Annotated in this window: 17 protein-coding genes and 1 other RNA gene; 15 read left to right on the plus strand and 3 right to left on the minus strand. The window is 71.9% G+C overall.

What is annotated here, in order from left to right; all coding sequences use genetic code 11:
* Positions 1-86: 86 nt before the first annotated feature.
* On the minus strand, positions 87-269 hold the full coding sequence (locus tag ACRYCC_RS02770) for a hypothetical protein (RefSeq protein WP_433808320.1): 183 nt from the start codon (positions 267-269) through the stop codon (positions 87-89).
* A gap of 260 nt (positions 270-529) precedes the next feature.
* On the opposite strand from ACRYCC_RS02770, the gene ftsE reads away from it, so the two are divergent.
* The 6 genes from ftsE (at position 530) to ssrA (ending at position 6,694) form a co-directional block, all read left to right on the plus strand.
* Positions 530-1,219, plus strand: coding sequence for a cell division ATP-binding protein FtsE (gene ftsE, locus ACRYCC_RS02775; protein WP_433809903.1), 690 nt, complete (start codon positions 530-532; stop codon positions 1,217-1,219).
* Positions 1,220-1,283: 64 nt separating this feature from the next.
* The gene (gene ftsX / locus ACRYCC_RS02780) at positions 1,284-2,195 is read left to right on the plus strand and encodes a permease-like cell division protein FtsX (protein ID WP_433808322.1); all 912 of its coding nucleotides are present in this window, start codon (positions 1,284-1,286) and stop codon (positions 2,193-2,195) included.
* Between the two features lie 66 nt (positions 2,196-2,261).
* Positions 2,262-3,437, plus strand: coding sequence for a S41 family peptidase (locus tag ACRYCC_RS02785; RefSeq protein WP_433808324.1), 1,176 nt, complete (start codon positions 2,262-2,264; stop codon positions 3,435-3,437).
* A gap of 4 nt (positions 3,438-3,441) precedes the next feature.
* Complete coding sequence (smpB, locus tag ACRYCC_RS02790; protein WP_433808326.1) at positions 3,442-3,924, plus strand: SsrA-binding protein SmpB; 483 nt, start codon at positions 3,442-3,444, stop codon at positions 3,922-3,924.
* Positions 3,925-3,981: 57 nt separating this feature from the next.
* On the plus strand, positions 3,982-5,952 hold the full coding sequence (locus ACRYCC_RS02795; RefSeq protein WP_433808328.1) for a penicillin-binding transpeptidase domain-containing protein: 1,971 nt from the start codon (positions 3,982-3,984) through the stop codon (positions 5,950-5,952).
* A gap of 370 nt (positions 5,953-6,322) precedes the next feature.
* Positions 6,323-6,694, plus strand: a transfer-messenger RNA (tmRNA) gene (gene ssrA, locus ACRYCC_RS02800).
* A 230-nt stretch (positions 6,695-6,924) separates the two neighbouring features.
* On the opposite strand, the gene ACRYCC_RS02805 is transcribed toward ssrA, so the two are convergent.
* Positions 6,925-7,380, minus strand: coding sequence for a carboxymuconolactone decarboxylase family protein (locus ACRYCC_RS02805; protein ID WP_433808330.1), 456 nt, complete (start codon positions 7,378-7,380; stop codon positions 6,925-6,927).
* Between the two features lie 126 nt (positions 7,381-7,506).
* Between ACRYCC_RS02805 and ACRYCC_RS02810 the strand changes: the two genes are divergently transcribed.
* From ACRYCC_RS02810 to ACRYCC_RS02850, 9 genes are all read left to right on the plus strand, one after another.
* On the plus strand, positions 7,507-8,349 hold the full coding sequence (locus ACRYCC_RS02810) for an EI24 domain-containing protein (RefSeq protein WP_433808332.1): 843 nt from the start codon (positions 7,507-7,509) through the stop codon (positions 8,347-8,349).
* A gap of 156 nt (positions 8,350-8,505) precedes the next feature.
* A complete protein-coding gene (locus tag ACRYCC_RS02815) occupies positions 8,506-9,999 on the plus strand; it encodes a hypothetical protein (protein WP_433808334.1) in 1,494 nt (497 codons plus the stop codon).
* 106 nt (positions 10,000-10,105) lie between these two features.
* Entirely contained in the window at positions 10,106-11,614 is a 1,509-nt protein-coding gene (locus tag ACRYCC_RS02820) for a hypothetical protein (RefSeq protein WP_433808336.1), read from the plus strand.
* An 81-nt stretch (positions 11,615-11,695) separates the two neighbouring features.
* Entirely contained in the window at positions 11,696-13,978 is a 2,283-nt protein-coding gene (locus ACRYCC_RS02825) for an acyl-CoA dehydrogenase family protein (RefSeq protein ID WP_433808338.1), read from the plus strand.
* Between the two features lie 65 nt (positions 13,979-14,043).
* Positions 14,044-15,873: an MmpA family trehalose lipid delivery protein gene (locus ACRYCC_RS02830; RefSeq protein WP_433808340.1), complete on the plus strand. Its 1,830-nt coding sequence runs from the start codon at positions 14,044-14,046 to the stop codon at positions 15,871-15,873.
* Positions 15,874-15,883: 10 nt separating this feature from the next.
* Positions 15,884-16,012, plus strand: a complete 129-nt coding sequence (locus ACRYCC_RS02835) for a hypothetical protein (RefSeq protein WP_433808342.1) — start codon at positions 15,884-15,886, stop codon at positions 16,010-16,012.
* 51 nt (positions 16,013-16,063) lie between these two features.
* Positions 16,064-16,873, plus strand: coding sequence for a glycosyltransferase (locus tag ACRYCC_RS02840; RefSeq protein ID WP_433808344.1), 810 nt, complete (start codon positions 16,064-16,066; stop codon positions 16,871-16,873).
* Positions 16,870-18,180, plus strand: a complete 1,311-nt coding sequence (locus ACRYCC_RS02845; RefSeq protein WP_433808346.1) for a glycosyltransferase family 4 protein — start codon at positions 16,870-16,872, stop codon at positions 18,178-18,180. The genes ACRYCC_RS02840 and ACRYCC_RS02845 overlap by 4 nt, the downstream gene beginning before the upstream one ends.
* Positions 18,181-18,219: 39 nt before the next feature.
* The gene (locus ACRYCC_RS02850) at positions 18,220-22,851 is read left to right on the plus strand and encodes an alpha-(1->3)-arabinofuranosyltransferase domain-containing protein (RefSeq protein WP_433808348.1); all 4,632 of its coding nucleotides are present in this window, start codon (positions 18,220-18,222) and stop codon (positions 22,849-22,851) included.
* A 19-nt stretch (positions 22,852-22,870) separates the two neighbouring features.
* Here ACRYCC_RS02850 and ACRYCC_RS02855 read toward each other — a convergent pair whose 3' ends face one another.
* The gene (locus ACRYCC_RS02855) at positions 22,871-24,082 is read right to left on the minus strand and encodes an acyltransferase family protein (RefSeq protein ID WP_433808350.1); all 1,212 of its coding nucleotides are present in this window, start codon (positions 24,080-24,082) and stop codon (positions 22,871-22,873) included.
* Positions 24,083-24,132: the final 50 nt, after the last annotated feature.

Here is a 24,132-nt window from a genome sequence, read left to right on the forward strand (position 1 = left end):
CACGATCAGCCCATCCCGATCCGCGCATCCCGATCAGCGCCTTCGATCGGCGCGTTCCGGCCGGCGCGTCCGCTCCGCGGCGGGCGCTAGTACATCTGCCGCAGCACCAGCGCCAGCACGAAGGCCAGCACGAGCGCGAGCAGGATCACCGCCGGGGGCACCGCCGGGCCATGGTGGTGCACTTCGGCTCGCGTGGCCCGGCAGCTGGGACAGCGGCCCTCGACGACCGGCCCCGAGCACCGAGCACAGATCAGATGTTCGCAGCTCATACCGCACCCCTCCCTTCCCGATCATGCCGGCGCCGGCGGCCGAGGCGGCTCTGGTAACAAGAGCCTGACTCGGATAGCCAGGTCGGTTACGCCCAAGTTGGACGATCCATGCCAGTGTCCCCTCTAGACTGCGGGATGGCCAACCGGTCCGCCAAACCGGAGCCCGCGCCGGCCGATGATTGCTTGCCATGGTTTTCCCAGGCAAGGAATGCGGACACCGTCGTCTAACAGCCCCTAGACTGGCACGCCGTGATGCAGCCGTGATCCATTTCGACAACGTCACCAAGGTCTACCCGAACCAGAACCGTCCGGCCCTCCAGCATGTGAACGTCGCCGTAGAAAAGGGCGAGTTCGTCTTCCTGGTCGGTCCGTCGGGATCTGGTAAGTCGACCTTCCTGCGACTTGTGCTCAAAGAAGAGCGTCCGACCCAAGGCCATGTCCACGTGGCCGGCAAGGACCTCAGCCGGTTGACCAACTGGAAGGTGCCGCATCTGCGGCGCCGGATCGGTTGCGTCTTCCAGGACTTCCGGCTTCTCCCCAACAAGAACGTCTTCGAGAACGTCGCGTTCGCGCTCGAGGTGATCGGCAAGCCGAAGCGGTTCATCGGCAAGGTCGTGCCCGAGGTGATCGACCTGGTCGGTCTCGAAGGCAAACAACACCGGCTGCCCGAAGAGCTCTCCGGTGGAGAGCAGCAGCGGGTCGCCATCGCCAGGGCCTTCGTCAACAGACCGATGATCTTGCTTGCCGACGAGCCGACCGGGAACATCGACCCGGCGACCTCGATCGGCATCATGAAGGTGCTCGACCGGATCAACCGGACCGGCACCACCGTCGTCATGGCCACCCACGACGCCGCGATCGTCGACGCCTTCCGCAAGCGGGTCGTCGAGCTCGAGGACGGCCGGGTCGTCCGCGACCAGGCGCGTGGCGTGTACGGCCAGGCGTACTGAACCGTACGGCCGGCGGCGTCCGTACCGCCATGGGAATCACCGATCAGCGAGGACTGCCAAGGACATGCGAGTACAGTTCGTCTTCCAGGAGATCTGGATCGGTCTACGCCGGAACCTGACGATGACGATCTCGCTCGTCATCACCGTCGCCATCGCCATGGCGCTGTTCGGCACCGGCCTGCTCATCAAGGCCCAGGTCGACAACTCCAAGAGCTACTGGTACGGCAAGGTCCAGGTCTCGATCTTCCTTTGCAACAAGTCGAGCTCCAACCCGAGCTGCAACAAGCAGGACATCTCTGACACGGACAAGAACAAGCTCAAGTCCCAGCTCCAGGCGATGCCGCAGGTCAGTACGGGTGGCGTGATCGAGGAGACCCCGGCCCAGGCGTTCGCCCGCTTCAAGGACCGCTTCGCCAGCCAGCCCGGCTTCGTGCAGAGCACCAAGGAAGGCGACATCCCCGGCTCCTTCCGGGTCCGGCTGAAGAATCCCGAGCAGTGGAAGGCCGTCGTCTCCCAGCTCAACGGCGCTCCCGGCGTGGACCAGGTGGTCAACGAGCAGGAGATCCTGAAGAAGTTCTTCCGGATCCTGGGCGGCCTGCAGTGGGCCGCGCTGCTCATCGCGTTGATCCAGGTCGTCGCGGCGGTGCTGCTGGTGGCGAACACGGTCCGGCTGTCGGCGTTCAACCGGCGCCGGGAGACCGGCATCATGCGGCTGGTCGGGGCCTCCAACACCTATATCCAGCTGCCCTTCATCCTGGAGGGGGCGATCGCCGGCTTCGTCGGCGGCGTCATCGCCACCGGGTTGCTGATCGTCGCCAAGATGATGCTGATCGACCGGCTGCAGGGCTCGCTGCAGTTCGCCAGTCAGCTGGGCTGGGCATCGGTGATCCAGGTCATCGTGGTCTCGATGGTCTTCGGCATCCTGCTGTGCGCCGGAGCCTCGTTCCTCACCCTCCGCCGCTACCTGCGGGTCTGATCGGGGCGGGCCCGGCGTTTCTCGTGGCACCGACCGCCGGCGGCGCGTCGGCGTAGACTGCCCGGCATGCTCCGGCTCACGGGTCGTGCGTTCCGCGGGGCGGCGGTCGTCGTCGCGGTGGTCTGCGCCTATGGCGCCGGAGTCATGAGCGGAGCCGGGCCGGTGAAGCGCACGCCGCCGGTCGCCCGCCCGCCCGGCGTCCTCGACGAGGCGGCCCGGCGCATCGCCGGTGAGGCCGCGGCGCCGGTCCCGCGTAGTGATCTTGAACGCGCCGCCGTCACCGCCATGCTGCGCCGCCTCGGTGATCGCTGGGCGCACTACTACACCGCACAGGAGTACGACGACGTGCAGGGCCGGCTCAACGGCCGCTACAGCGGCGTGGGCCTGTGGCTGGGGACCTCCGAGGGCGCGGCCGTACAGGTGGCCAGCGTGCAGCCCGGCTCGGCCGCCGACCGGGCGGGGGTACGGGTCGGGGACGTGGTCATCGCCGTGGCCGGGTCGCCGGCCACCGGCTGGTCGGTGACCGAGGTCGCGACCGCACTGCGCGGCCGGCCGGCCGGCGAGGTGGAGCTCCGGGTGCGCCGCGCGGGCGTGGAGCACCGTTTCCGGCTACGCCGCTCGCTGGTGGAGACCAGCGACGTGACCGTACGGCCGCGTCCCGGCCAGGTCCGGTTCATCCAGGTGACCGCCTTCACCCGGGGGGTGGGGCGGCAGGTGCGCGAGGCGGTGACCACCGACCCGGCGAGCCGCGCGGGCGGGCTGGTGCTCGACCTGCGCGGCAACCCCGGCGGCCTCCTCGACGAGGCGGTGGAGACCGCGTCGGCCTTCCTCACCGGCGGCCGGGTGGTCACCTACGAGAAGCGCGGCGCCGCGCCGCAGCGGTTCGACGTGACGGCCCCCGGCGACGGCAGGACCCCGCTGGTGGTGCTGGTGGACGCCGGCACGGCGAGCGCCGCGGAGGTCGTGGCGGGATCCCTGAGTGACCGGGACCGCGCGGTGATCGTAGGATCACGTACGTTCGGCAAGGGATCGGTCCAGGAGCCGGTGCGGCTGGCCGACGGGTCCGCGCTGGAACTGACCGTGGGTCGCTACCGGACCCCGGCCGGTCGTAATCTCGATGGGGTGGGGATCGACCCTGACGTGGCGATCTCCGCCGATCGCCCGCCCCTGACGGCCGAACAGCGCGCACTGGCCGTGCTGCGCGGCCTGCTCGCCACGCTGCCGACGAAAGACCGAGGATGATCAAGTGCCACGGGAGCAAGGGCGCAAGTTCATCGCCCAGAACAAGAAGGCCCGTTTCGACTACCACATCGACGACACGTGGGAGGCGGGCCTGGTCCTGATGGGGACCGAGGTCAAGTCGCTCCGCGCCGGACGGGCCTCGCTGGTGGACGGATACGCTCAGGTCCGCGACGGCGAGGTGTGGCTGATGAACGTGCACATTCCGGAGTACCTCCAGGGCACCTGGACCAACCACTCGGCCCGCCGTAGCCGCAAGCTGCTCCTGCACAAGCGGGAGATCCAGCGGATCATCGAAAAGACCCGGGAGTCGGGATTGACGGTGATCCCGCTCGCCTTGTATTTCAATGACGGCAGGGCCAAGGTCGAGATCGGGCTGGCGCGCGGTAAGAAGTCGCACGACAAGCGGCAGGCCATCGCGGAGCGTGAGAGCAAGCGGGAGATGGCGCGTGTCACCCGGCAGCGTGGCCGGGCCCCCGGCCGTGCGTGAGGACACCGGAGCGGAGCCGTGGTGGCGTCGTCGTGGGGTCGAGGAAAGGGACTGTGGATGACGAAGGCCAGGAAGGCCGGCGCCGCGCTGGTCTGCGGGATGCTGGTCAGCACCCTGGGGGCCTGTGGCTTCGCCGAGCCTTCGCCGTTCGGGACCGTCCAGGACTTCCTGATCGCATGGCAGGTCCAGAACTACACGGCGGCGGCCAAGCACACCACCGGTGACCGCGCCGCCGTGGCCGAGGCGCTGCGGGCGGTGCCACAGCAGCTCGACGCGGCGTCCGTCAAGCTGTCGATCAACAATTCCAAGATCGTTGAGAGTGGCGACGGCTACGACGCGCAGTTCCAGGTCAAGATCGACCTCGGCGAGAACGGCGACCCCTGGACCTACCCGAGCCAGATGCACCTGCGCCGGTCCGGTACCGGCTGGAAGATCGTCTGGACCCCCTCGATCATCCATCCGCTGCTGGAGAACGGTCAGCGGCTGGCGGTGGTCACCGAGACGCCCAAGCGGGCACCCGTCCAGGACTACCAGGGCAAGCCGCTGCTCAAGGCGGTCAGGACCGACATCGTCGGCGTCATCCCCCGGTCGCTGCGCGATCCCAAGGCCACCCTGGACGCCCTGGCCCTGATCACCAACCTGGACCCCGACCGGTTGATCGGCCGGGTCAACTCCGCACCGCCCCAGGAGTTCCTGCCGCTGGCGACGCTGGAGCAGATCCCGGCGAACAGATCGATCATCGCCAAGGCCGGTCAGATCCCGGGCCTCGTCGTGCGGTCGCAGATCCAGCAGATCGCGCCGAGCATGGCCGCCGAGTTCGTCGGCACCCTCGGCCCGGCGACCGCGGTCAAGCTCCAGCAGGTCGGTGCGCCCTACCAGCCGGGTGACACCATCGGCGACTCGGGCCTGCAGTTGCTCTACCAGCGTCAGCTGGCCAGCACCCCGACCGTGAAGGTCGTCGCGGAGAACCCGCAGGACGGCAAAGAGCCCACCGTGCTCACCACGTGGCCGTCCAAGGACGTCCCCCAGCCGCTCCGCACGACTCTGGAGCCCAAGACCCAGGTCCGGGCCGAGCAGGCGCTGAGGAGCGTACGGGGACCGGCCTCCATGGTCGCGGTGAAGCCCTCCACGGGCGAGGTGCTCGCCGTGGCCAACAGCGGGACCGGCGGCCGGAACCTCGCCCTCGAGGGCCAGTACCCGCCCGGCATGACCTTCGGCCTCGTGTCGGCCGAGGCGTTGTTCCAGCGCGGCCTGCAGCCGAGCCAGATGCTGCCGTGCCCCGCCACGGTCACGGTCGGCGGCCAGGTGATCAACACCGCCTCGTCCCGGCCCGGCAACGCGACGTTCGACCGCAACTTCGCGAGGTCCTGCACGACGACGCTGGCCCCGCTCGGCAGCTCGCTCGACGCGGCGACGCTGGCCCGGGAGGCGAGCAGGTTCGGCCTGGGTCTCGACTGGGGCCTGACGGTCCCGGTCTTCACCGGTTCGGTGCGGCCGCCCGTCAACGAGGGCGAGAAGGCCCTCACCATGATCGGCCAGGGCAAGGTGCTGACCAGCCCGCTCGCCATGGCCCTGGTGGCGGGTGCGGTCGACTCGGGGACCTGGCGGCCGCCACAGCTGCTCAACAACGTCGTGCAGTCCGCCCTGCAGCCCCAGCAGCAGACGCCCCTCGCCCAGCCGCAGGTGCTGCCGGGAGGGGTCGTCAAGAGCCTGCAGCTGCTGATGCGGCGGTCGGTCGCCTACGGCACCGGCCAGAAGGCCAACGTTCCCGGCCAGTCGCGGGTCAACGGCGTGGCCGCCTCGGTCGACTACGGCCAGGGCAGGACCGTCTCGTGGTTCGTCGGCTACCGAGGTGACGTGGCCTTCGCCATCGCGGTGGAGAGCAAGGTCGACGCCGCCACGGTCGCCGCCAAGTTCCTCAACGCGGCCACCGTCAACCAGACGACGCCCGGGACCAAGCCGCCCGCGAGCGCCACCGCGGGGACCAACCGGCCGGCGGGCCGGACGACCCCGTTCGTGCCCCACTGACGCGTGGCCACTCCGTTACAAGTTTGTGATGTCTTTGCCGGGAGGCTGCAACCATCCCCGGGGTCCCGCACGTCTACGTAAGTGACTGGGACCCGCCTGGGGGTTGCGGAGCTCAGTCGCCGTGATGAGACCAGAGCCTCGTCTCGGGGGGAGGCTCTGGGTCCGGACCGGCCCGACCCTGCCGGTCAGCCCCGGTGGACGTGACACGTTACACATCCACCGGGGCCTCGTCATGAGTGGGCGCGCTGCCGCACCGAGGCCGCTCCGGGCCCTCCGGGCCGTACACCGGCGGGAATCCCGTTGGCTTCCGGGGCGTTGTGCATGTACGGTCTGTTCTGGACGCCTCGGCGTCCGGTTGACAACTCAACATGGGGGTGACTGGCTTCGACTGCGGTGGTCGAGTCAGGTGAAGCGGGTCGAGGGTTGTGGTCGTGACCTCGTTAATCCTGTGACCACAAACCAATAAGTGCCAACTCTAAGCGCACTGAGTTCGCCCTCGCCGCCTGAGGCGAGTAGCGACTCTGTCAGCCCGGGAGCGTCTCCGACCCGGGATCTGGCATCGTAAGGAGACTCCACCTTCCAGCCCGGTCGCGGGGTTGGTAGGAAAAACAAACAGCGGCTGAGCCCGTCGGCAACTTGCCTGCGTGAGTGCCGGGGCCGAGAAAACGCCTAGCAGGCTGCACCCGGAGAAGACCTGAATCATTACCGTAGGACCAGGGTTCGATTCCCTGCACCTCCACGAGCCGGCCCTTGGTGCTCGGCGAGCCTTGCTCGCCTTCGCCGGGGGCCGCTGTTTTTTCCCGGGGGGCGACCCCCGGACCCCCGGTGTGGGGCTTCGCCCCACGCGGCCCTTGGCGCTCGGCCCGGCCCTTGGTGTTCGGCGAGCTTTGCTCGCCTTCGCCGGGGGCCGCTGTTTTTTCCCGGGGGGCGACCCCGGACCCCCGGTGTGGGGCTTCGCCCCACGCCCCGGGGTCACTTCTGGTACGACCTCGGGACCATCCGGGTGACCACGCCGATCCGGTTCCACGCGTTGATCGTCGCGATGGCCGTGACCAGCGCGGCCAGCGTGTGCTCGTCGAAGTGCTTGGCGGCCTGCTCCCAGACCTCGTCGGGCACCCGGTCACCGCCCTCGCTGAGCCGCGCGGCGGCCTCGGTGAGCGCCAGGGCCGCCCGCTCCTCCTCGGTGAAGAAGGGCGCCTCCTGCCAGACGGCCACCGCGAACAGCCGCTCGTCGGACTCCCCGCCCGCCTTGGCGTCCGCCCCGTGCATGTCCACGCAGTAGGCACAGCCGTTGATCTGGCTCGTGCGCAGCTCCACCAACTCGAGCAACGGCTTGGGAAGGGTGCTCTGGGCGAGGTACTTCTCCAGCCCCAGCATCGCCTTGTAGGCCGCCGGCTCCAGTGCGGCAAGGTCCATGCGCGCGTTCATCGTCAACTCCTCGTACGGCATCGCCCGCCACCCCGTGCGGGCCCGAAGGACCACTCTAGGAACCGTATTGGCAGGTCAAAAGGTCCAATCTGGATCAATCAGACTGGGCCGCTGTAAGGTGGCGCGGTGAACGGGCCCTATGCACAGCCGTATGCTCAGCCGCCCGCGCCACGGCGCCAGGGCGGCATTCGCGATCTCTTCGCGGGGGTCGGCTACCTCGCCCGGGGGCTCGGCTGGGTGGCCCGGCACCCTGCCCAGTGGCTGTTCGGCCTCATCCCGGCGTTGATCGTCCTCGTGGTCTACGTGGCGGGCCTGGTGGGCCTCGGGGTCTACGTGATGGACGTGGCCGGATGGGTCACGCCGTTCGCCGACGACTGGTCGGAGGGGGCCCGGCAGACCATCCGGACGATCGCGGCACTGGCGATCTTCGGCTCGGCCGTCTTCCTGGCCATGGTGACGTTCACCGCGATCACGTTGCTGGTCGGTGAGCCCTTCTACGAGTCGCTCGCCGTACGAGCCGAGAACGATCATGGTGGTGCTCCGCCGGAGCAGGACGTCTCGCTGTTCACGCAGATCGTCCGGGGCATCAAGGACGGGCTGATCCTGGGATTCTTCGCGGTCCTCTTCGGCCTGCTGTTCTTCGCGCTGGGCTTCGTACCGGTCATCGGCCAGACGGTGGTGCCGGTCCTGGCGGCCTGTGTCACCGGCTACCTGCTCACCGGGGAGCTCACCGCCCTGGCCCTGGAGCGGCGGGGCCTGCGGCGGCGGGACCGGTTCCAGCTGCTCAAACGGCATCGGCTGCTCGCCGTCGGGTTCGGTGCCGCCACGGTGGTGCTCTTCCTGATCCCGCTCGGCGCGGTCGTGGCCATGCCCGGGGCGGTGGTCGGCGGCACCCTGCTGGCCCGCGAAAGACTCGCCCCACCTGCGCCGATACCCTCCGGCGGGCCGGCGGGCGGCACCGGGCGGTAGGAGCGCGCGGGGCGTGCGCCTGGAACCCGCCGTCATTTACCGCGGTAACCGGATGTAACGGGCTGACAGCTGTGGACGATCTGCGGAGGAGAATATGTGTCGCGAGTGTGATGCGTCTCCTGCGCCAAATGTTGATCTTCGCGTAGCCTGTGCCGCATGTCCGATCAGGGGGAGCGCTGGAACGCGCCCGGCGGCGATGTGAACGACTACGCACCGACCGACCGTTCGACAGGCCCGAAGTCCCAGCCCAACGACGCGAATCCCTTCGCGGCGCCGACGCCACAGCAAGCAGGATCAGGCGTCTCGACCGCCGCGCAGCAGGAGCCCGTCGTGGGTCGCATGACCTTCTCCGCGGAGGTGGTCGAGGCCCCCGAGGGGCGTACCGACTTCTCGTCCGCGGAGTTCGCCACCCCCGGCTTCCCACCGCCCCCGCCGCTCGAGCCGGCCGCTTCGGAGTCCGCCACCTCCGGCTTCCCGGCGCCGGAGCTTCCGACCACCGACTTCCCCGCACGCCGCTACCCCGAGTCGGACTTCATCTCGCAGGGTTTCACCGAGGACGACTTCCCACCCATGGACCCCTCCTTCGACCGGGCTCCCGAGGCGAGCGCCTCCGGAGCGCCCGGATCCGAGCCGGCCGGCGAGACCTTCCCGGGCGGGCCCGGTGCGCCCGCCGAGCAGGCCGGAGCCGCGCAGCCGTCCGCTCCTCCGGCAGGCTGGGACTCCCACGCCTTCGACGGCGTCGAGTCCGGTGCCGGTGACAGCAACTACGCCGGCGTCGACATGTCGGGACCGGGTACGCCGCCCAAGCCCGGTATGCCGAGCTCCGGGAACTGGCGGATGCCGGAGTGGATGGCCGAGGAGTCCAAGGACGGCGGCGGCAGCAGCTCTGATTCGTTCGAGGCCGAGACCGGCGGCCGGTCGCGGGTGGGCCTGTTCGTGGGTGTCAGCCTGCTCGTGATCGCGCTGGTCGCCTCGGCGACGGTGTTCCTGCTCAAGTCCGGCGGCGGCGACAAGTCCGTGCAGCCCTCGACGCCGGCCAAGGGCTCAGGGAAGAAGAGCGCCAAGCCGCCCACGGTCGCGCTCCCCCCCGACAAGCAACTGCCGACGTTCCCCGGCGCCCACACCAAGGCGGCCGGCCGGATCAACGACACCTTCAGCGGGCTGTCGTACCCCCGGCTCGGCGCGCCGTGGAAGGTGCCCACCCGCAAGAGCGGGCTGGCGCTGCTCGGCTGGTCCGGTCAGCAGATCGTGGTGACCGAGCACACGCCCAAGCAGCTCTGGTACGCCCAGCTGCTGAGCGGCGTGCTCGGCCCGGCGGAGCAGGACATCTACGCGGGTCCCGGGACCGAGCGCGCGGCGGCCGCCGCCTACGCCCAGCAGACCGAGGCCCGGCTGTACGGGTTCGCCCACAAGACGAAGCCGCTGGCCTCCCAGCCGCTGAACCTGAACGGGCACAAGGGCTGGCTGATCAGCTCGTACCTGACCTTCCACCGGCCCGGTATCAAGGCGACCGGTGACGTGGTGACCGTGGCGGTGATTGATGCGGGCCGAAAAACCCCGGCGGTCCTGTTCATGGCGGTCCCCAACACCAGCCGGAAGCTGTGGCCGGACATCAACTTCCTGGTCGGCTCGCTGAAGGTGCTGCCCTAGCCCGCAATACCGGCACGCGACCGTGTCCGTTCCGAGGTCCATTCGTGCCAGGCGCGTTACCACCGACGTATGGGACGAGTCGGATGTTTCGCATAGCCTGCCGGACGTGCCTGAGAACGAGGGGCCGACCCCTGCAGCCAGTTCCTGGTTGAGTGGCGCCTACCTTCCACCGGACCATGTCGACACGGGGCCGATCCCGACGATCACCGATGACATGACCGCCGACGACGTGGCACGGCTCTCCTCCGCCTCGGAGGGGGCCGGGTCAGGCGACGCCGTCCCGGTTCGGCAGAGCGCCAACGGCACGCCGGCGGCCCCCGAGGCGGCTCCCGAGGCGGGCTCCGGTGGTCCCGGGCAGGTGGAGAGCGCGGACGGCGACCCGGCGGCGGTGACCACGGTGTTCGCCCTCGGGGCGGAGACCGGGACCTCCGGGAGCGCGGAGCCGATCGAGACCGATGCCGGGACCGACGTGGCCGCCGCGACCGAGGTGGTCTCTCATGACGCCATGGACGTGGACAGTGGCGGCGGTGGCGATCCGGTGGAAGAGGTGCCCGCCGAGAGCGACACGGCGGACGACGGAGACGCGGCGGACGGCGGGGATGCCGGTGACGCCGTCCCCGAGGACGTGTCTGACGAGGGCCTGGCAGACGAGGACGTGTCCGACCAGGACGTGCCTGCTGATGACGTGTCAGCCGAGCGCGTGCCTGACGAAGACGTGTCAGCTGACGGCGCGTCTGAGGAGGACGTGTCTGATGAGGACGATGCCGGGGCAGTGACGACGATGTTCACCGTGGTCACCGAGGAGACGCGGGACGATGCCGACACCACGTCGTTCGCCGTGGTGTCGCCGGACACCGGTGATCTGGAGGCGGCCGCCGCCGGAGGGGTCACCGAGACCGGCACTCCGCCGGCCCGTCGTCAGCGATCCCGGGCCGTTCTGCTCGCGACGGCCGGGGCGGTGGCCGTGGTGGTCCTGGGCGTCGCGGCCGCGGCGGCCTTCGGGGGCGAGCGGAACAGAGGCCCGGTGTCGGCGCCGGTCCCGTCCGCGCCGGTCCCCGCCGTCCCGTCCGCGAGCCCGACCCCTGCGGCCCTGCCGTTCCCGCGCTACCCGGGGGGGAAGAGCCTGGCGATCGGCCGGATCATCGATCGTAAGGCGCACCTGTCGTACAGCAGGCTCGGCGGGAAGTGGAGCCTCGGGCAGGATCGCCGCAAACTGGCCACCGCGCTGGGCGTCAGCAGGAAGGGACCTCAGCTCAGGGGGATCATGGAGGCCGGCAGGGCCGAGTACCTCTCCGCGCCGCTCCCGGCGTCGCTGGGAAGCTCGGCCACCCCGGAGGCGGCGCAGGCCGTCGCGCGGAAGGTCATCGGCACCGGCCAGGCCAAGCCGCCGACGTTGCGGACGTACGCGGCGGAACGGCTGAGCGGCGGCCTCAAGGGCTGGTGGGTCGGCTTCCAGGCGCTGACCGGGTCGACCGACGGGGAGATCGTGGCCGTCGCGGTGGTCGACACCGGTGCCGCCCGTCCCGGGGTCTTCTACGTGGCGGTGCCGAAGGGCGACAAGACCGTACGCCCGGACATCCGCGCGCTCGTGAAATCCCTCCGCGTCGTTCGGTGAGCGGAGCATCGCCGGCGCCCGGGCCGTACCGAATCATGTTCTAGTAGCCTGCCACCTACCCCTACCAGGATGAGGTGAGTCATGGCGATCGGGCTGACCGAGGAGCATGAGGCCCTGGCGGCCTCCGTCCGTGGCTTCACGGCGCGGCACGTCACCACCGATGTGATCCGCGCGGTGGTGACCCTGGCCGAGCAGGAGGTCACCCGGGTCGCCGAGGGCGGCGCCGGGGAGCCCGCGGGCGTCGCGCCGCGGCCTGCGTTCTGGCCGGCGCTGGCCGATCAGGGCCTGCTGGGCCTGCACCTCCCGGAGGAGTACGGCGGGCAGGGCTTCTCGCTGGTCGAGCTGGCCGTGGCCGTCGAGGAGCTGGGCCGTGGGCTCGCTCCGGGCCCGTACGTCCCGACCGTGCTGGCCAGCGCGATCATCGCCGCGGGGGCCGGGGACAAGACCCGCCAGGAGCTGCTGCCGGGTCTCGCCGACGGGAGCCGTACCGCCGCGGTCGCCCTCGACGGGACCCTCACCGCGACGCGCGGGCCGGGCGGCCTGACGGTCGAGGGGCGCGTCGAGCCGGTGCTGGGCGCCGGGCTCGCGGATCTCCTGGTCCTGCCGGTCTCCCCGGGCGAGGGCGAGGGCGGCAACGGGGCGGAGCACGGGACCTGGGTGGTCCTGGAGGCCGCCGACGTGGTGGTCGACCCGCTGGAGAGCCTCGACCTGACCCGCGCGGTGGCCGCGGTGACGGTGCGGGACGTCACCGTTCCCGCCGAGCGGGTGCTGTCCGCGGCGGGCGCCCGCGACCTCGCGGCGGTGGTCCTGGGCGCCGAGGCCTGCGGGGTGGCCGGCCGGGCACTGGACGCGGCGGTCTCGTACGCCAAGCTCCGCGAGCAGTTCGGGCGGCCGATCGGCCAGTTCCAGGGCATCAAGCACAAGTGCGCCTGGATGCTGGTCGGGCTGGAACGCGCCCGGGCCGCGGTCTGGGACGCCGCGCGGGCGGTCGGCGACGGCGCCGGGCAGGCGGCGGAGCAGCGGGCCTACGCCGTCGCGGTCGCCGCGGTGCTGGCGCCCGACGTGGCGGTGAGCTGCGCCGAGGACAACATCCAGGTGCACGGCGGTGTCGGCTACACCTTCGAGCACGACGCGCACCTCTGCTACCGGCGTGCACTGACCCTGCGGGCCCTGACCGGCCGGGCGAGCTCCCTGCAGCAGTCGCTCGCCGGGCTGGCGCTGGCGGGCGTACGGCGGCCGATGGAGCTGGAACTGCCCGCCGACGCGGAGCCGCTGCGGGCGGAGATCGGGGCGCGGGTGGCGGAGCTGGCCGCGATGGAGCCGTTCGCGCAACGGGCCGAGATGGCCGCGGGCGGCTGGGTGACCCCGCACCTGCCGAGGCCGTGGGGCCGGGACGCGTCGCCGCTGGAGCAGGTGGTCATCCAGCAGGAGCTCAAGCGCGCGAGCGTACGGCCCGTACCGCTGATGATCGCGGCGTGGGTGGTGCCGTCGCTGGTGCAGTACGGCACGGCCGAGCAGCAGGAGCGCTTCCTGCCGCCGACGCTGCGCGGCGAGACGGTCTGGTGCCAGCTGTTCAGCGAGCCCGGTGCCGGCTCCGACCTGGCCTCCCTGTCCACCCGGGCGGTGAAGGTGGAGGGCGGCTGGGAGCTCTCCGGGCAGAAGATCTGGAACTCGCTGGCCCGGGAGGCGCAGTGGGGTATCTGCATCGCCCGGACGAACCCGGACGCGCCCAAGCACGCGGGCATCACCTACTTCCTGGTGGACATGGCGTCGGAGGGGATCGAGGTCCGGCCTTTGCGCGAGTGCACCGGGGACGCGATCTTCAACGAGGTGTTCCTGGACTCGGTCTTCGTGCCCGACGCGTTGGTGGTCGGGCCGGTCGACGCGGGATGGCAGGTGGCCCGCAACACGCTGGCCAACGAGCGGGTGGGACTGACCTCGACGTTCCAGCTCGGCGGTGACGTGCCCAAACTCGTACGGCTCGTCTCGGAGCTGGGCCTGGCCGACGACCCGGTGGTGCGGGCGAACCTGGGACGGCTGGCCTGTGACGAGCACGCCTTCCAGCTGCTGGGCCTGCGCGCCACGCTGAAGCAGCTCTCCGGCACCGACCCGGGCGCCACCGCCAACGTACGCAAGCTGGTGGCCATGGAGCACGGCCAGGACGTCACCGAGTACGGCTTCACCCTGCTGGGGGCCGGAGGGGCTCTCACCGGAGGCTGGCAGTCCGGGCCCCGGCGCACCTGGACCCGCTATCTGCTCGCCTCCCGCGCGATGACGATCGGCGGTGGCACCACCGAGGTCAATCTCAACGTGATCGGTGAACGCCTGCTGGGCCTGCCACGCGATCCGGAGCCGGGGAGGTAGCCGGTCGCCCGGATTGCGGCTTTGCGTCGTTCCGGGCGGTGACGCGCGGGTAGCCTTTGCGCCTGATGACGGGGCGAACGCGGCAGTCACCGGCCGTTCTGACCGGCCTGGGGCTGGGGCTGCTGGCGATCGGGCCGGGACTCCGGCCCGGCTTCATCCTGTCCTACGACATGGTCTTCGTGCCGGACCCGCCCTTCACGCGTGGCACGTTCGGCCTGACCGGGGCGCTGCCCCGCCATGTGCCCAGCGACGCCGTCGTCACCGCGCTCGCCACGGTCGTCCCGGGCGACGTCGTGCAGAAGCTGCTGCTGCTGGCGATCTTCGTCATGGCCTGTGCCTCGGCCGCCTCGCTGGTGCCGTCGCGGCGCCTGCTGCCGCGCCTGGCGGCCGGGGTCTGTTACACGTGGAATCCCTACGTGGCGGAACGGCTGCTGCTCGGCCAGTGGGCGTTGCTGCTCGGGTACGCCGCGCTGCCCTGGGTCGTGGGGGCCGCGGCCGGTGTCACGGAGCGGAACGGCGGGTGGCGGCTGGTCCGCGCCCTGGTGCCCGCCGCCATCGGCGGGTTCGCCGGGATGGCGGTGTCCGGTCTGACGGCCGTGATCGTCGCGATGGCGTGCGCCGTACGGCGTGAGCACCCGGGGGCGGAGACCCGGGTGGCCACGGTCAGGGCGGCCACCCGGACGGTGGCCGCCCTGCTGGTGGTGAGCCTGCCCTGGCTGGTGACCGGGCTGTTCCGCTCGTCCGGGCAGATGGGGGACGCCTCGGCGGTGGGGGCCTTCGCGGCCCGGGCGGACACGCCGTTCGGGGCGCTGGGCAGTCTGCTGCTGCTCGGCGGGGCATGGAACGCCGAGACCGTGCCGCCGGGCTACGGAGCCGTGGTCACCTCGGCCGCCTGGCTGGCCGTCGTGCTGGCGGCCCTCGCCGGATACGCGCTGTGGTGCCGGTCGCCGTGGGCGGGCGGGTTGGCGGCCGCCGCCCTGACGGGCTACCTGCTCGCCGCGCTCGGCGTGCTGGTGCCCGGCGTGCTGCGCACCGCGATCGGCTGGTGGGCCGGGTTCGGGGTGCTGCGGGACGGACAGCAGTACGTCGCCCCGCTCGCCGTCCTGATCGCGGTCGGTCTGGGCGTCACGGCGGACCGAGCCCTGCGGGCGGGCCCGGCTGAGGGGCCTCGGCGGGCCGACGGGGCTCGCCGGGCGGATTGGGCCGGGGCCGTGGTGGGCGTGCTCGTGACGCTCGCCCCGCTCGCCCTGCTGCCCTCGCTCGCCTGGGGTGCGGCGGGCCGCCTCCAGGCCGTCGGCTATCCCGCCGACTGGGCACTGGTCCGCCGGGCCGTCGCCGCCGATCGCGCTCCCGGGGACGTGCTGCTCCTGCCCTGGGCGACCTATCGCGGCTATCCGTGGAACGGCGGCCGGCGGGTACTGGACCCGCTGCCGCGCTACCTGGATCGGCGGGTGATCACGAGCGACGCTGTCATCGTGGGCACCGTCGAGATCGCCGCGGAGGACCCGCGCGCACGGGGGCTCGATCCCGTCATCAGGGGCGGCGGCGAGCTCACCGGCCCGCTGGCGCGCGCCGGCATCCGGTTTGTGGTCGCCGACGCCGGCCTCGGCGGTGTGGACCGGGCCCGCCTGGCGGGTGCGGAACTCGTCGTGGACCGTCCGGACATCATGCTGTACCGGATTCCAGAGCGGATTCCGGGAGGGATTCCGGAGCGGATTCCGGGAGCAATTCCGGAGCGGATTCCGGGAGGGATTCCGGGAGCGGCGGACGTGCGGGACGGTGGCCCGCCCCTCTGGCTGGTGCTCCTGGCCTGGCATATCGCTCTCTGTATGGTTGTCTGGTCATTTCGGGCACCAGCCACTACTCTGGTCACTCGACTCCCGCCCCCGTCCTGAGGACCTTCTGATGCGCATTGCATTCGCGGCGCTCGCCGGAGTTCTGCTGGCCTCGCTGTTCTCCTTTGGTCTGGTACAGGCGAACGCGGCCAACAAGGACCCGGTCACCAAGCCCCTCTACAACTACGGCTCGCGGTGACCTGTGCGCCGACCGGGCTCACCCGGGAGCGGCCTGGGAACTAGCGGATCGGTGCTCCTCGAGGTCATCGTCCCCGCCTACAACGAGGCCACCCGGCTACCGGGCGGCCTGGACCTGCTGACCCGCAAGCTGGTCGAACTCGAGGTGCCCGCCGCGATCCTGGTCGTCGACAACGCCAGCACGGACGCGACCGCGCAGCTCGTGCGCGACTGGTCCGGCCCGGTGCCGGTACGTCTGCTGCACTGCCCCCAGCGCGGCAAGGGCGCGGCGGTCCGGACCGGGCTGCTGGCCACCACCGCCCCGTACGTCGGCTTCTGCGACGCGGACATGGCGACCGACCTCCGCGTGCTCGGCGAGGTGCTCACACTGCTCGGCAGCGGGCGGCACGTGGTCGTCGGCTCCCGGCGGCACCCGGACTCGCTGGTGCGGACCAGCCACAACCCGTTGCGCAGGCTCGGGGCGATCATGTTCAACCGGCTGTGCCGAGGTCTCGTCGGCGGCATCACCGACACCCAGTGCGGCTTCAAGTTCTTCGCCGGCCCGCTCGCCCGCGCGGTCGCCGCCGACCTCCGTACGACCGGGTTCGCCTTCGACGTCGAACTGCTGCTGCACTGCCGCCGGCACGGCGCCGAACCGCACGATGTCGCGGTGCGCTGGCAGGACGTCTCCGGTTCGACGTTCTCGGTCCGCAGGCACTCGCTGGGATGCCTGCGCGACCTCGCCCGGATCGGGCTGATCGCTCGGCGGTACTCCGGCCGGGCCGGTCGTCCGGCGTCGGTGCCGCTGAAGGCGAGCGCGGCCCTCCGCGTGGACCTGCCGTACGAGCAGTTCACCGAGGTAGGACGGTATCGCGCCGGATGACCGGGCAGGTCGAGGGCCTACGACTGGCGATCGTCAACTGGCGGGACCCCTGGCATCCCGCGGCGGGCGGCGCCGAACGGTACGCCTGGGAGCTGGCCCGGCGGTTCGCCGACCAGGGCGCCGAGGTGCGGTACGTGACCGCCCGCGCGCCCGGCCAGCCGGCCCGTGACCGGGTGGAGGGCGTGGAGTTCGCCCGCATGGGCGGGCGGTTCACCGTATATCCGCGGGTGCTGCTGTGGATGGCGCCGCGGCGCCGGTCCTTCGACGCCGTCATCGACTGCCAGAACGGCATCCCCTTCTTCACCCCGTGGGCGGTGGGCCGGCGGGTTCCCGTGCTGTGCTCGATCTTCCATGTGCACGACGAGCAGTTCGGCATGTACTTTCCGGGCTGGCTCGCCCGGATCGGCAGGATGCTCGAGGGGCCGGTGGCGCGCTGGACCTACCGGCGGCAGGCCTGCACGGCCATCTCGCTCACGACCGTGTCGGCGCTGCGGGAAAGGCTCGGCTGGACGGGCCCGGTCTACGTGGTCCCGGTGGGCGTGACGATCCCGGACCGCGCCGAGCGCCCTGAGCACCCGGTGCCCGGCGATCCCGTCCTGGTGTGCGTCAGCAGGCTGGTCCCGCACAAGCGGGTGGACCGGATCCTGGCGCTCGCGGACCGGCTCCGGGCGGACCTGCCGGGCCTGCGCGTGCACATCGTGGGTACCGGGCCTTCGGCGGAGGGGCTGGCCAAGGAGGTCGCCGAACGCGGGCTGGGGGACATCGTCACCCTGCACGGCTTCGTGACGGAGGCGGAGAAGACGGCCCTGGTGACCGGCGCGGACCTGCATCTGAGCGCCTCCCGCGGCGAGGGCTGGGGGCTGTGCGTGGCGGAGGCCGCCGCGCTGGGCGTGCCGACCGTGGCCTACGACGTCGACGGGCTGCGCGACGCCGTGCGCGACGGGGTCACGGGCTGGCTGGTGCGCGGTGACGAGCCGATGGACGAGGTCGTGCGACGGGCGCTGCGGGAGCTCGGCGATCCGGCCCGCCGTGCCGGGATCGCGGACGCCTGCCACCGCTGGGCCGGGGAGTTCAGCTGGGAACGCACGGCCGAGCGCATGGGCGAGCTGGTGGCCGCGTCGGTGCGGGCCGGTTCTGCGCACTCGGCCGGGGGTGGCGCGGTGGTGGTCCGCGGGTACGGTGGCGAGGTGGCACGGGTCGTCGAAGGCCCGGTCCGCGACGAGGCGCTGAGCGGCTCGGCCGAAGTGTCCGAGGTACGCCCCGCCACCCCGGTGGAGCGATTGCTGGGACGTGCCGACCAGGTGTGAGCACGCGCTCGTGAGGTGCGGGAGGAGGCGAGCGCGGTCATGTCCGTGACGACGCACGTCGACGCCATCGCCCAGCGGCTCGCCGACATCGACCGGGAGCCCGGCCCGGACACCGCCGACATCGACCTGCGGTTCCGGGAGCGGCTGCGCGCCCTCGCCTGCTGCCTGGGCATGGTCGTGCTGGCGACCTCGACCCGGCCGGGCCGGATCCTCGCCGACACGAAGATCGACATGGCGGTGAACCCGCTCGGCTTCCTCGGCCGGGCCCTGCACCTGTGGGACGTCGACCACTTCGGCCAGCTGCAGAACCAGGCGGCCGGCTACCTCTTCCCCATGGGGCCGTTCTACGCGCTCGGCCACCTCGTGGGCATGCCCGAGTGGATCACCCAGCGGCTGTGGCTGTCCGCGCTCATGTGCACCGCCTTCCTCGGCGCCCGCCGGCTCGCCGACCGGCTGGGAATCGGCGGCCCGGTCACCCGGATGATCGGCGGCCTGGCCTATGCGCTGGGCCCGCACGGACTGTCGGCGCTGGGGCAGAACTCCTGGGAGTATCTGCCGCTCGCGATGCTGCCGTGGATCGTGCTGCCCCTGGTGACGGCGGTGGAGGGCGGCAGCAGGCTCAAGGCCGCCGCCCGGTCGGGGATCGCCGTCGCGCTCTGCGGCGGCATCAACGGCACGGCCACCATCGGCGTGCTCGCCGTGCCGGTCATCTACCTGCTGACCCGGTCCTGGCGGGCGCCGCGGCTGCGCACACTCGCCTGGTGGTCGGTGGCGGTCGGCTTCGCCACCCTCTGGTGGCTCGTGCCGCTGCTGCTGCTCGGCAAGTACGCGTTCTCCTGGCTGACCTACACCGAGAAGGCCTCCACCACCACCCAGCCGACCAGCGTGGTCAACGTGCTGCGCGGAGCCGAGCGGTGGATCAACTACCTGGTGAGCGACGGGGCCTCGCTGCCCGTCGGCCACTCGCTGTCGGTCGGGGTCCCGCTCATCGTGATCACCGGTGGGCTGGCGGCCCTCGGCCTGGCCGGGCTGCTCAAGGCCCGGCTGCCGGAGCGCTCCTTCCTGCTGTGGACGCTGCTCGCGGGTCTGGTCATCGTCACGGCCGGCCACGTGAGCGGGCTGGAGAGCCCGCTCGCCGGCCCGATCCGGGACCTGCTCGACGGGCCGCTGGCGGCCCTGCGCAACCTCTACAAGTTCGACGGGCTCATCCGGCTCCCGCTCGCCTTCGGCATCATGCACCTGCTGACGTCGGTGGCCCGTCCGCGTCCCCGGCTGGGCATCTTCGCCGCGACGCTCGTGGCGCTGGCCGGGGTGGCAAGCCCGGCGCTGACCAACGGGCTGTCCGGCCCCGGCGACTTCCCGCAGGTCCCGAAGTACTGGACGGACGCGGCGGAGTGGCTCAACGGCCGGGCCGGTGAGCAGGCGGTGCTGGCGGTGCCCGGGGCGCGGTTCGGCGAGTACACCTGGGGCCGCCCGATGGACGAGGTGATGCAGCCCCTGCTGCGCACCCGGTGGGGCACCCGTCAGCTCGTCCCGCAGGGGTCGCCCGGCTACGCGCGGGTGCTCGACGCCCTCGACCAGCGGGTATCCACCGGCCAGGGTTCGGCCGGGCTGTCGCAGATGCTGGCCCGGATGGGAGTGCGCTACCTCCTGGTGCGCAACGACCTGAACCGGCAGGAACTGCAGGGCGCCTGGCCGGCCCGGGTGCACGAGGCGCTCGACTCCTCGCCCGGGATCCGCTGGGTGGCGGGCTTCGGCGGCCGCCCGCTGGACAGCGGCTGGCCGGACGCCACCGGACAGTACGACCAGCCGTACCAGCCCCTGGAGGTGTACGAGGTCGCCGACGCCGACGACGTGATCAGCCTGGCCGACGCCGGCCGGGCCCTCCGGCTCTACGGAACACCGGAGGCGCTGGTCACCCTGGCCGACAACGGCCTGCTCAAGGGCCGGTCGACGCTGATCGACGACGACGCCCCGCAGGCCGCGGGCGACCCCGTGATCGCCGACTCCGAGCGGCGCCGCGAACGCAACCTGGGGACCATCCGCACCCTGATCGGGCCCACCCTCACCGCCGGCCGGAACGCGCGGACGGGCAAGGTGGTGGGCCAGGATCCGGTGGAGACCGGCTGGGACCGGTACGAGACGGTCGCGGAGTACGCCGGGATCGACAACATCACCGCCTCGTCGTCGTCCGCGGATCCCAACTCGATCGAGGCGTTCAACGACCAGAGCAGCCTGCCCGCCGCCGCCATGGACGGCGACCCCGGCACGCAGTGGGAGACCGGCGGCTGGACCGGCCCGATCGGCCAGTGGCTGAAGGTCACCTTCCAGCGGCCCCTCCAGCCGGCGAACGTACGGGCGATCTTCTCCCAGAACGGCTTCCTCGGCCCGCCGCCCGCGAAGATCAGCGTGGAGACGGAGGCGGGCGCCCTCGACCAGGATCTGAAGTTCACCACGACGGCGCAGCCGCTCAACGTGCCCCAGGGCGCCACCCGGTGGCTGCGCATCCGCATCAAGCAGGTCGCCTCGTCGTCGCAGGCCCCGACCACCGGCCGGGTCGCCATCCCCGAGCTGCAGATCGGCGGGATCCAGGCACAGCGCTTCTACCGGCTGCCCGCCATCCCCGGGCAGCCCGCGACGGGGACCGCGGCGAAGGGAACGCCCGCCGTCCGCACTCCCGCGGCCGGAACCCGCGCCGCCGGCTCTCCCGCTGGAGGCAAGGCCAGCCCCGTCGTCATGGCCCGCAGCATCGCCGACGCCTCCGACTGCATGCGCGGCTCCATCCGGTGGGTCTGCTCGCCGACCCTGCAACGCCGCGACGAGGAGGGTGGCGGCTTCGCCCGGGTCTTCACCGAACCCGCCACGGAGCAGGCCAGGCTGACCGGCACGGCGGTGGTGACGGGCCGCACCCTCATCGAGAGGTACGGCAAGACCAACCCCTTCGTGTCCGTCGCCGCCAGCTCGACCTGGTCGAAGAGCCCGGCCGCCTGGGCGAGGTCCGCCTTCGACGGGGACCCGGCGACCAGCTGGATCGCCGCCGGCGAGGACCGCAACCCCAGGTACACCATCACCTGGCCGCAGCGCACCCGGATCGATTCGATCACGGTCACCCGTCCGGCCATGAGCGTGGCGATGCGGGTGCGGGTGCAGGGCGAGAACGGCCAGTACCGCGAGGGCTGGCTCGACAAGACGGGCAGGCTGCGGTTCGCGCCGATGGAGACGAGCAAGGTGACGCTCGGTTTCACCTCCACCCAGGTGCCACGGCAGATCACCGACATCACCATCCCCGGCGTCGCCAACCTCGGGTCCCCGGGACAGGCGCCGCTCACCCTGCCCTGCGGCGCCGGCCCTCCGCTCACCCTCAACGGCGTCGCCGTACCCACCCAGGCCACCGGGACCATCGCCGATCTGCTCGCCGGGCGGCCGGTGCGCTTCCAGGCGTGCAGGACGGTACGGATCACGGCCGGCGACAACAGGCTCGCCGCCGCGCCCCGGAGCGATTTCCGGATCCAGAACATGGTGGTCGACCCCGGCGGCAGGCTGGCGGCGGCCGCCGAACGGGAGACGTCCTCGGTCACCGTCCGCGCCTGGGGACCCGGAGAACGGCAGGTGGACGTCGACGCCCGGACCCGGTCGTATCTGGTGGTCAACGAGAACTACAACACCGGCTGGCAGGCGAAGATCGACGGCCGGGTCCTGCAGCCGCTCCGGCTGGACGGCTGGCGGCAGGCCTGGGTGGTCCCGGCCGGTACGACGGGCACCGTGCACCTCGCCTACGAACCCGATCCGCTCTACCGGCTGGCGCTGCTCGTCGGTCTCAACCTGCTGGTCGTGCTGGCCCTGCTCGCCGTCTGGCCGTACTCCCGCCGGCCCACCGGGGCACCCCCGCGCCGCGCCGGGCCGGCTCCGTTCCTCGTGCGCTGTGCCGTCTCGGTGCTCGCCGTCGCCGCCGGCTTCTGGATCGGCGGGTACGCCGGGCTGGCGGTGACCGCGGTGGTCACCGTGCTGGCGGGCTGGACGGGCGGGTGGGTCGGCCGGGCGGCCCGCTCCTCGTGGCTGGCCGCCGGTGCGATGCTGGGCGGCTCGGTGGCCCTGGCGCTGAGCATCTGGCTGCAGATCCACGGCCACTCCGGACCGGCGAGCGACTCTCTGGGAGATGTCGTCCCGCAGCTGTTCGGGATGGTCGTCGTCGGCCGGCTGGCGGTGGGCCTGGCCGAACGTCCGGACCGGCACGGCCCCGCCGAGGACCCCCTGCCGGAGTCTGCGGTCAGGGAGGCTCTGCCTCCGGTCGCGGAGGCCGTGCCCGCGGTCGCGGAGGCTCCGCCTCCGGCCGGGGCCGTGGCCCCGGCGGGGCCACGCCAGCCCACCGGCGCGGCGCCCCGGCAGCCCCGGTCGCCGCGGGAAGCGCCCACGGGACGGCCGGGCGGAGTGCCCGGGGCACCCGCGGGAACCATCGCCGGGCAGCTCCGCATGAGCAACGGGCAGTGGGGGCCGGACCGCACCGCCCCGGTGCGCCCACGACGGGACCGCGGCCGTGGAAGACCCGCTGCCCCGGCCGTTCCGCCCGCCGAACGCGGCGCGCCGGCCGTCCCTCCCGCCGAGCGGGGCGCACCCGCCGGCCGGCCCGAGGACGACGGCACGCGCCGGAACCTGCTGCCGAGGGCATGGTGACCGGCGCAGTGATCGGCGCTCAGCGCAGGCCGAGCTTGCGGATCGGCTCCTCCACCACGTAGTAGCTCACCGTTGCCACCGCGACCGTCAGGAGCGCGGTGACGGGGAAGTCGACCAGCAGGTTCCCGGTGAAGGGTGGATGCCCGGTCACGTCGAACCAGGTGAACATCACCACGAACTGCCAGAGGAACACGCCGTAGGAGATCTTCCCCAGGAAGCGCATCACCCGGTTGCCGAGGATCGCCGTCAGCGCCGGGTGGGACTGCGCGGCCAGCGCGGCCGGGGCCACGAAGAAGGCCGCGACGAGCCCGTACAGCAGGAGGTTGAACTGCGAGGTCCAGATGCCGTCCGCGACCAGCCGGGACTTGCCGGTGACCGGGGTGGAGGCGACACAGTAGAGCAGCGCCGCGATCAGCCAGCACGCCCCCCAGGACTCGCCGACCGTACGGCAGAACCGGGCCGCCGAGCCGGCCGGGACGGCACGCGCCCAGGCCGACAGGACCGCCAGGGCCATGCCGACCGCGAACCAGGTGAGGTAGCGCGGCAGCCACATCCCCAGCAGTGCGCCCTGGCTCGAATGGGCCATCACGACCGTGTAGGCCACGGAGACCGCCGCGTACAGCCCGATGCCGGTCAGCAGCCGCCGCCCGCGCCGGTCGAGGTCGTCCCCGCCCCGGCGGGCGTACGCGGCCAGCGCCACCGCGGTCAGCGGCAGCGTGACGTAGAAGGCGGCCTCGACCGTCAGGCTCCAGATCTGCCCCAGGCCCTTCGGCCCCAGATAGCCCTGCCACCAGTTGTGCGGGTCGTAGCTGTAGGTGAGCGTCAGCAGCTTGACCCAGCCCCACACGTCGTGCACGTGCTCGCGGCCGTAGGTGAACTGGGTGAGCACCACCAGCGCCCAGTACGCGGGCAGCAGCCGCAGTGCCCGTTTCCACAGGTAGCGGCCGGTCCGGGGGGCTGGCCGTCCCTCCAGGACCGTCCTGGCCCAGGGCAGGTAGAGCAGCAGCCCGGAGAGCGTGAAGAAGATCGGTACGCCCATCTCCCCGCGGGACAGCAGCCAGGCCAGCGCGTCGTCGCGGGTGTCGGAGATGTAGCCGGTCCCGGAGGCCACATGGAACAGCAGGACGGCGAACGCCGCGGTCGCCCGGATGCCGTCGAGGGCGTCCTGGTGTCCGGAGACGACGGGCAGGCTCCGGGCCCCGGTGGACTGATCGAGCTGTACGGTCGGCACCCGCTGCTCTCCCTGGGTGGCATGGGCCGTAAATCGCCCAAAGATACCTC

It is taken from the genome of Actinomadura scrupuli, from assembly GCF_050971785.1.
Lineage (GTDB): Bacteria > Actinomycetota > Actinomycetes > Streptosporangiales > Streptosporangiaceae > Actinomadura_E > Actinomadura_E scrupuli.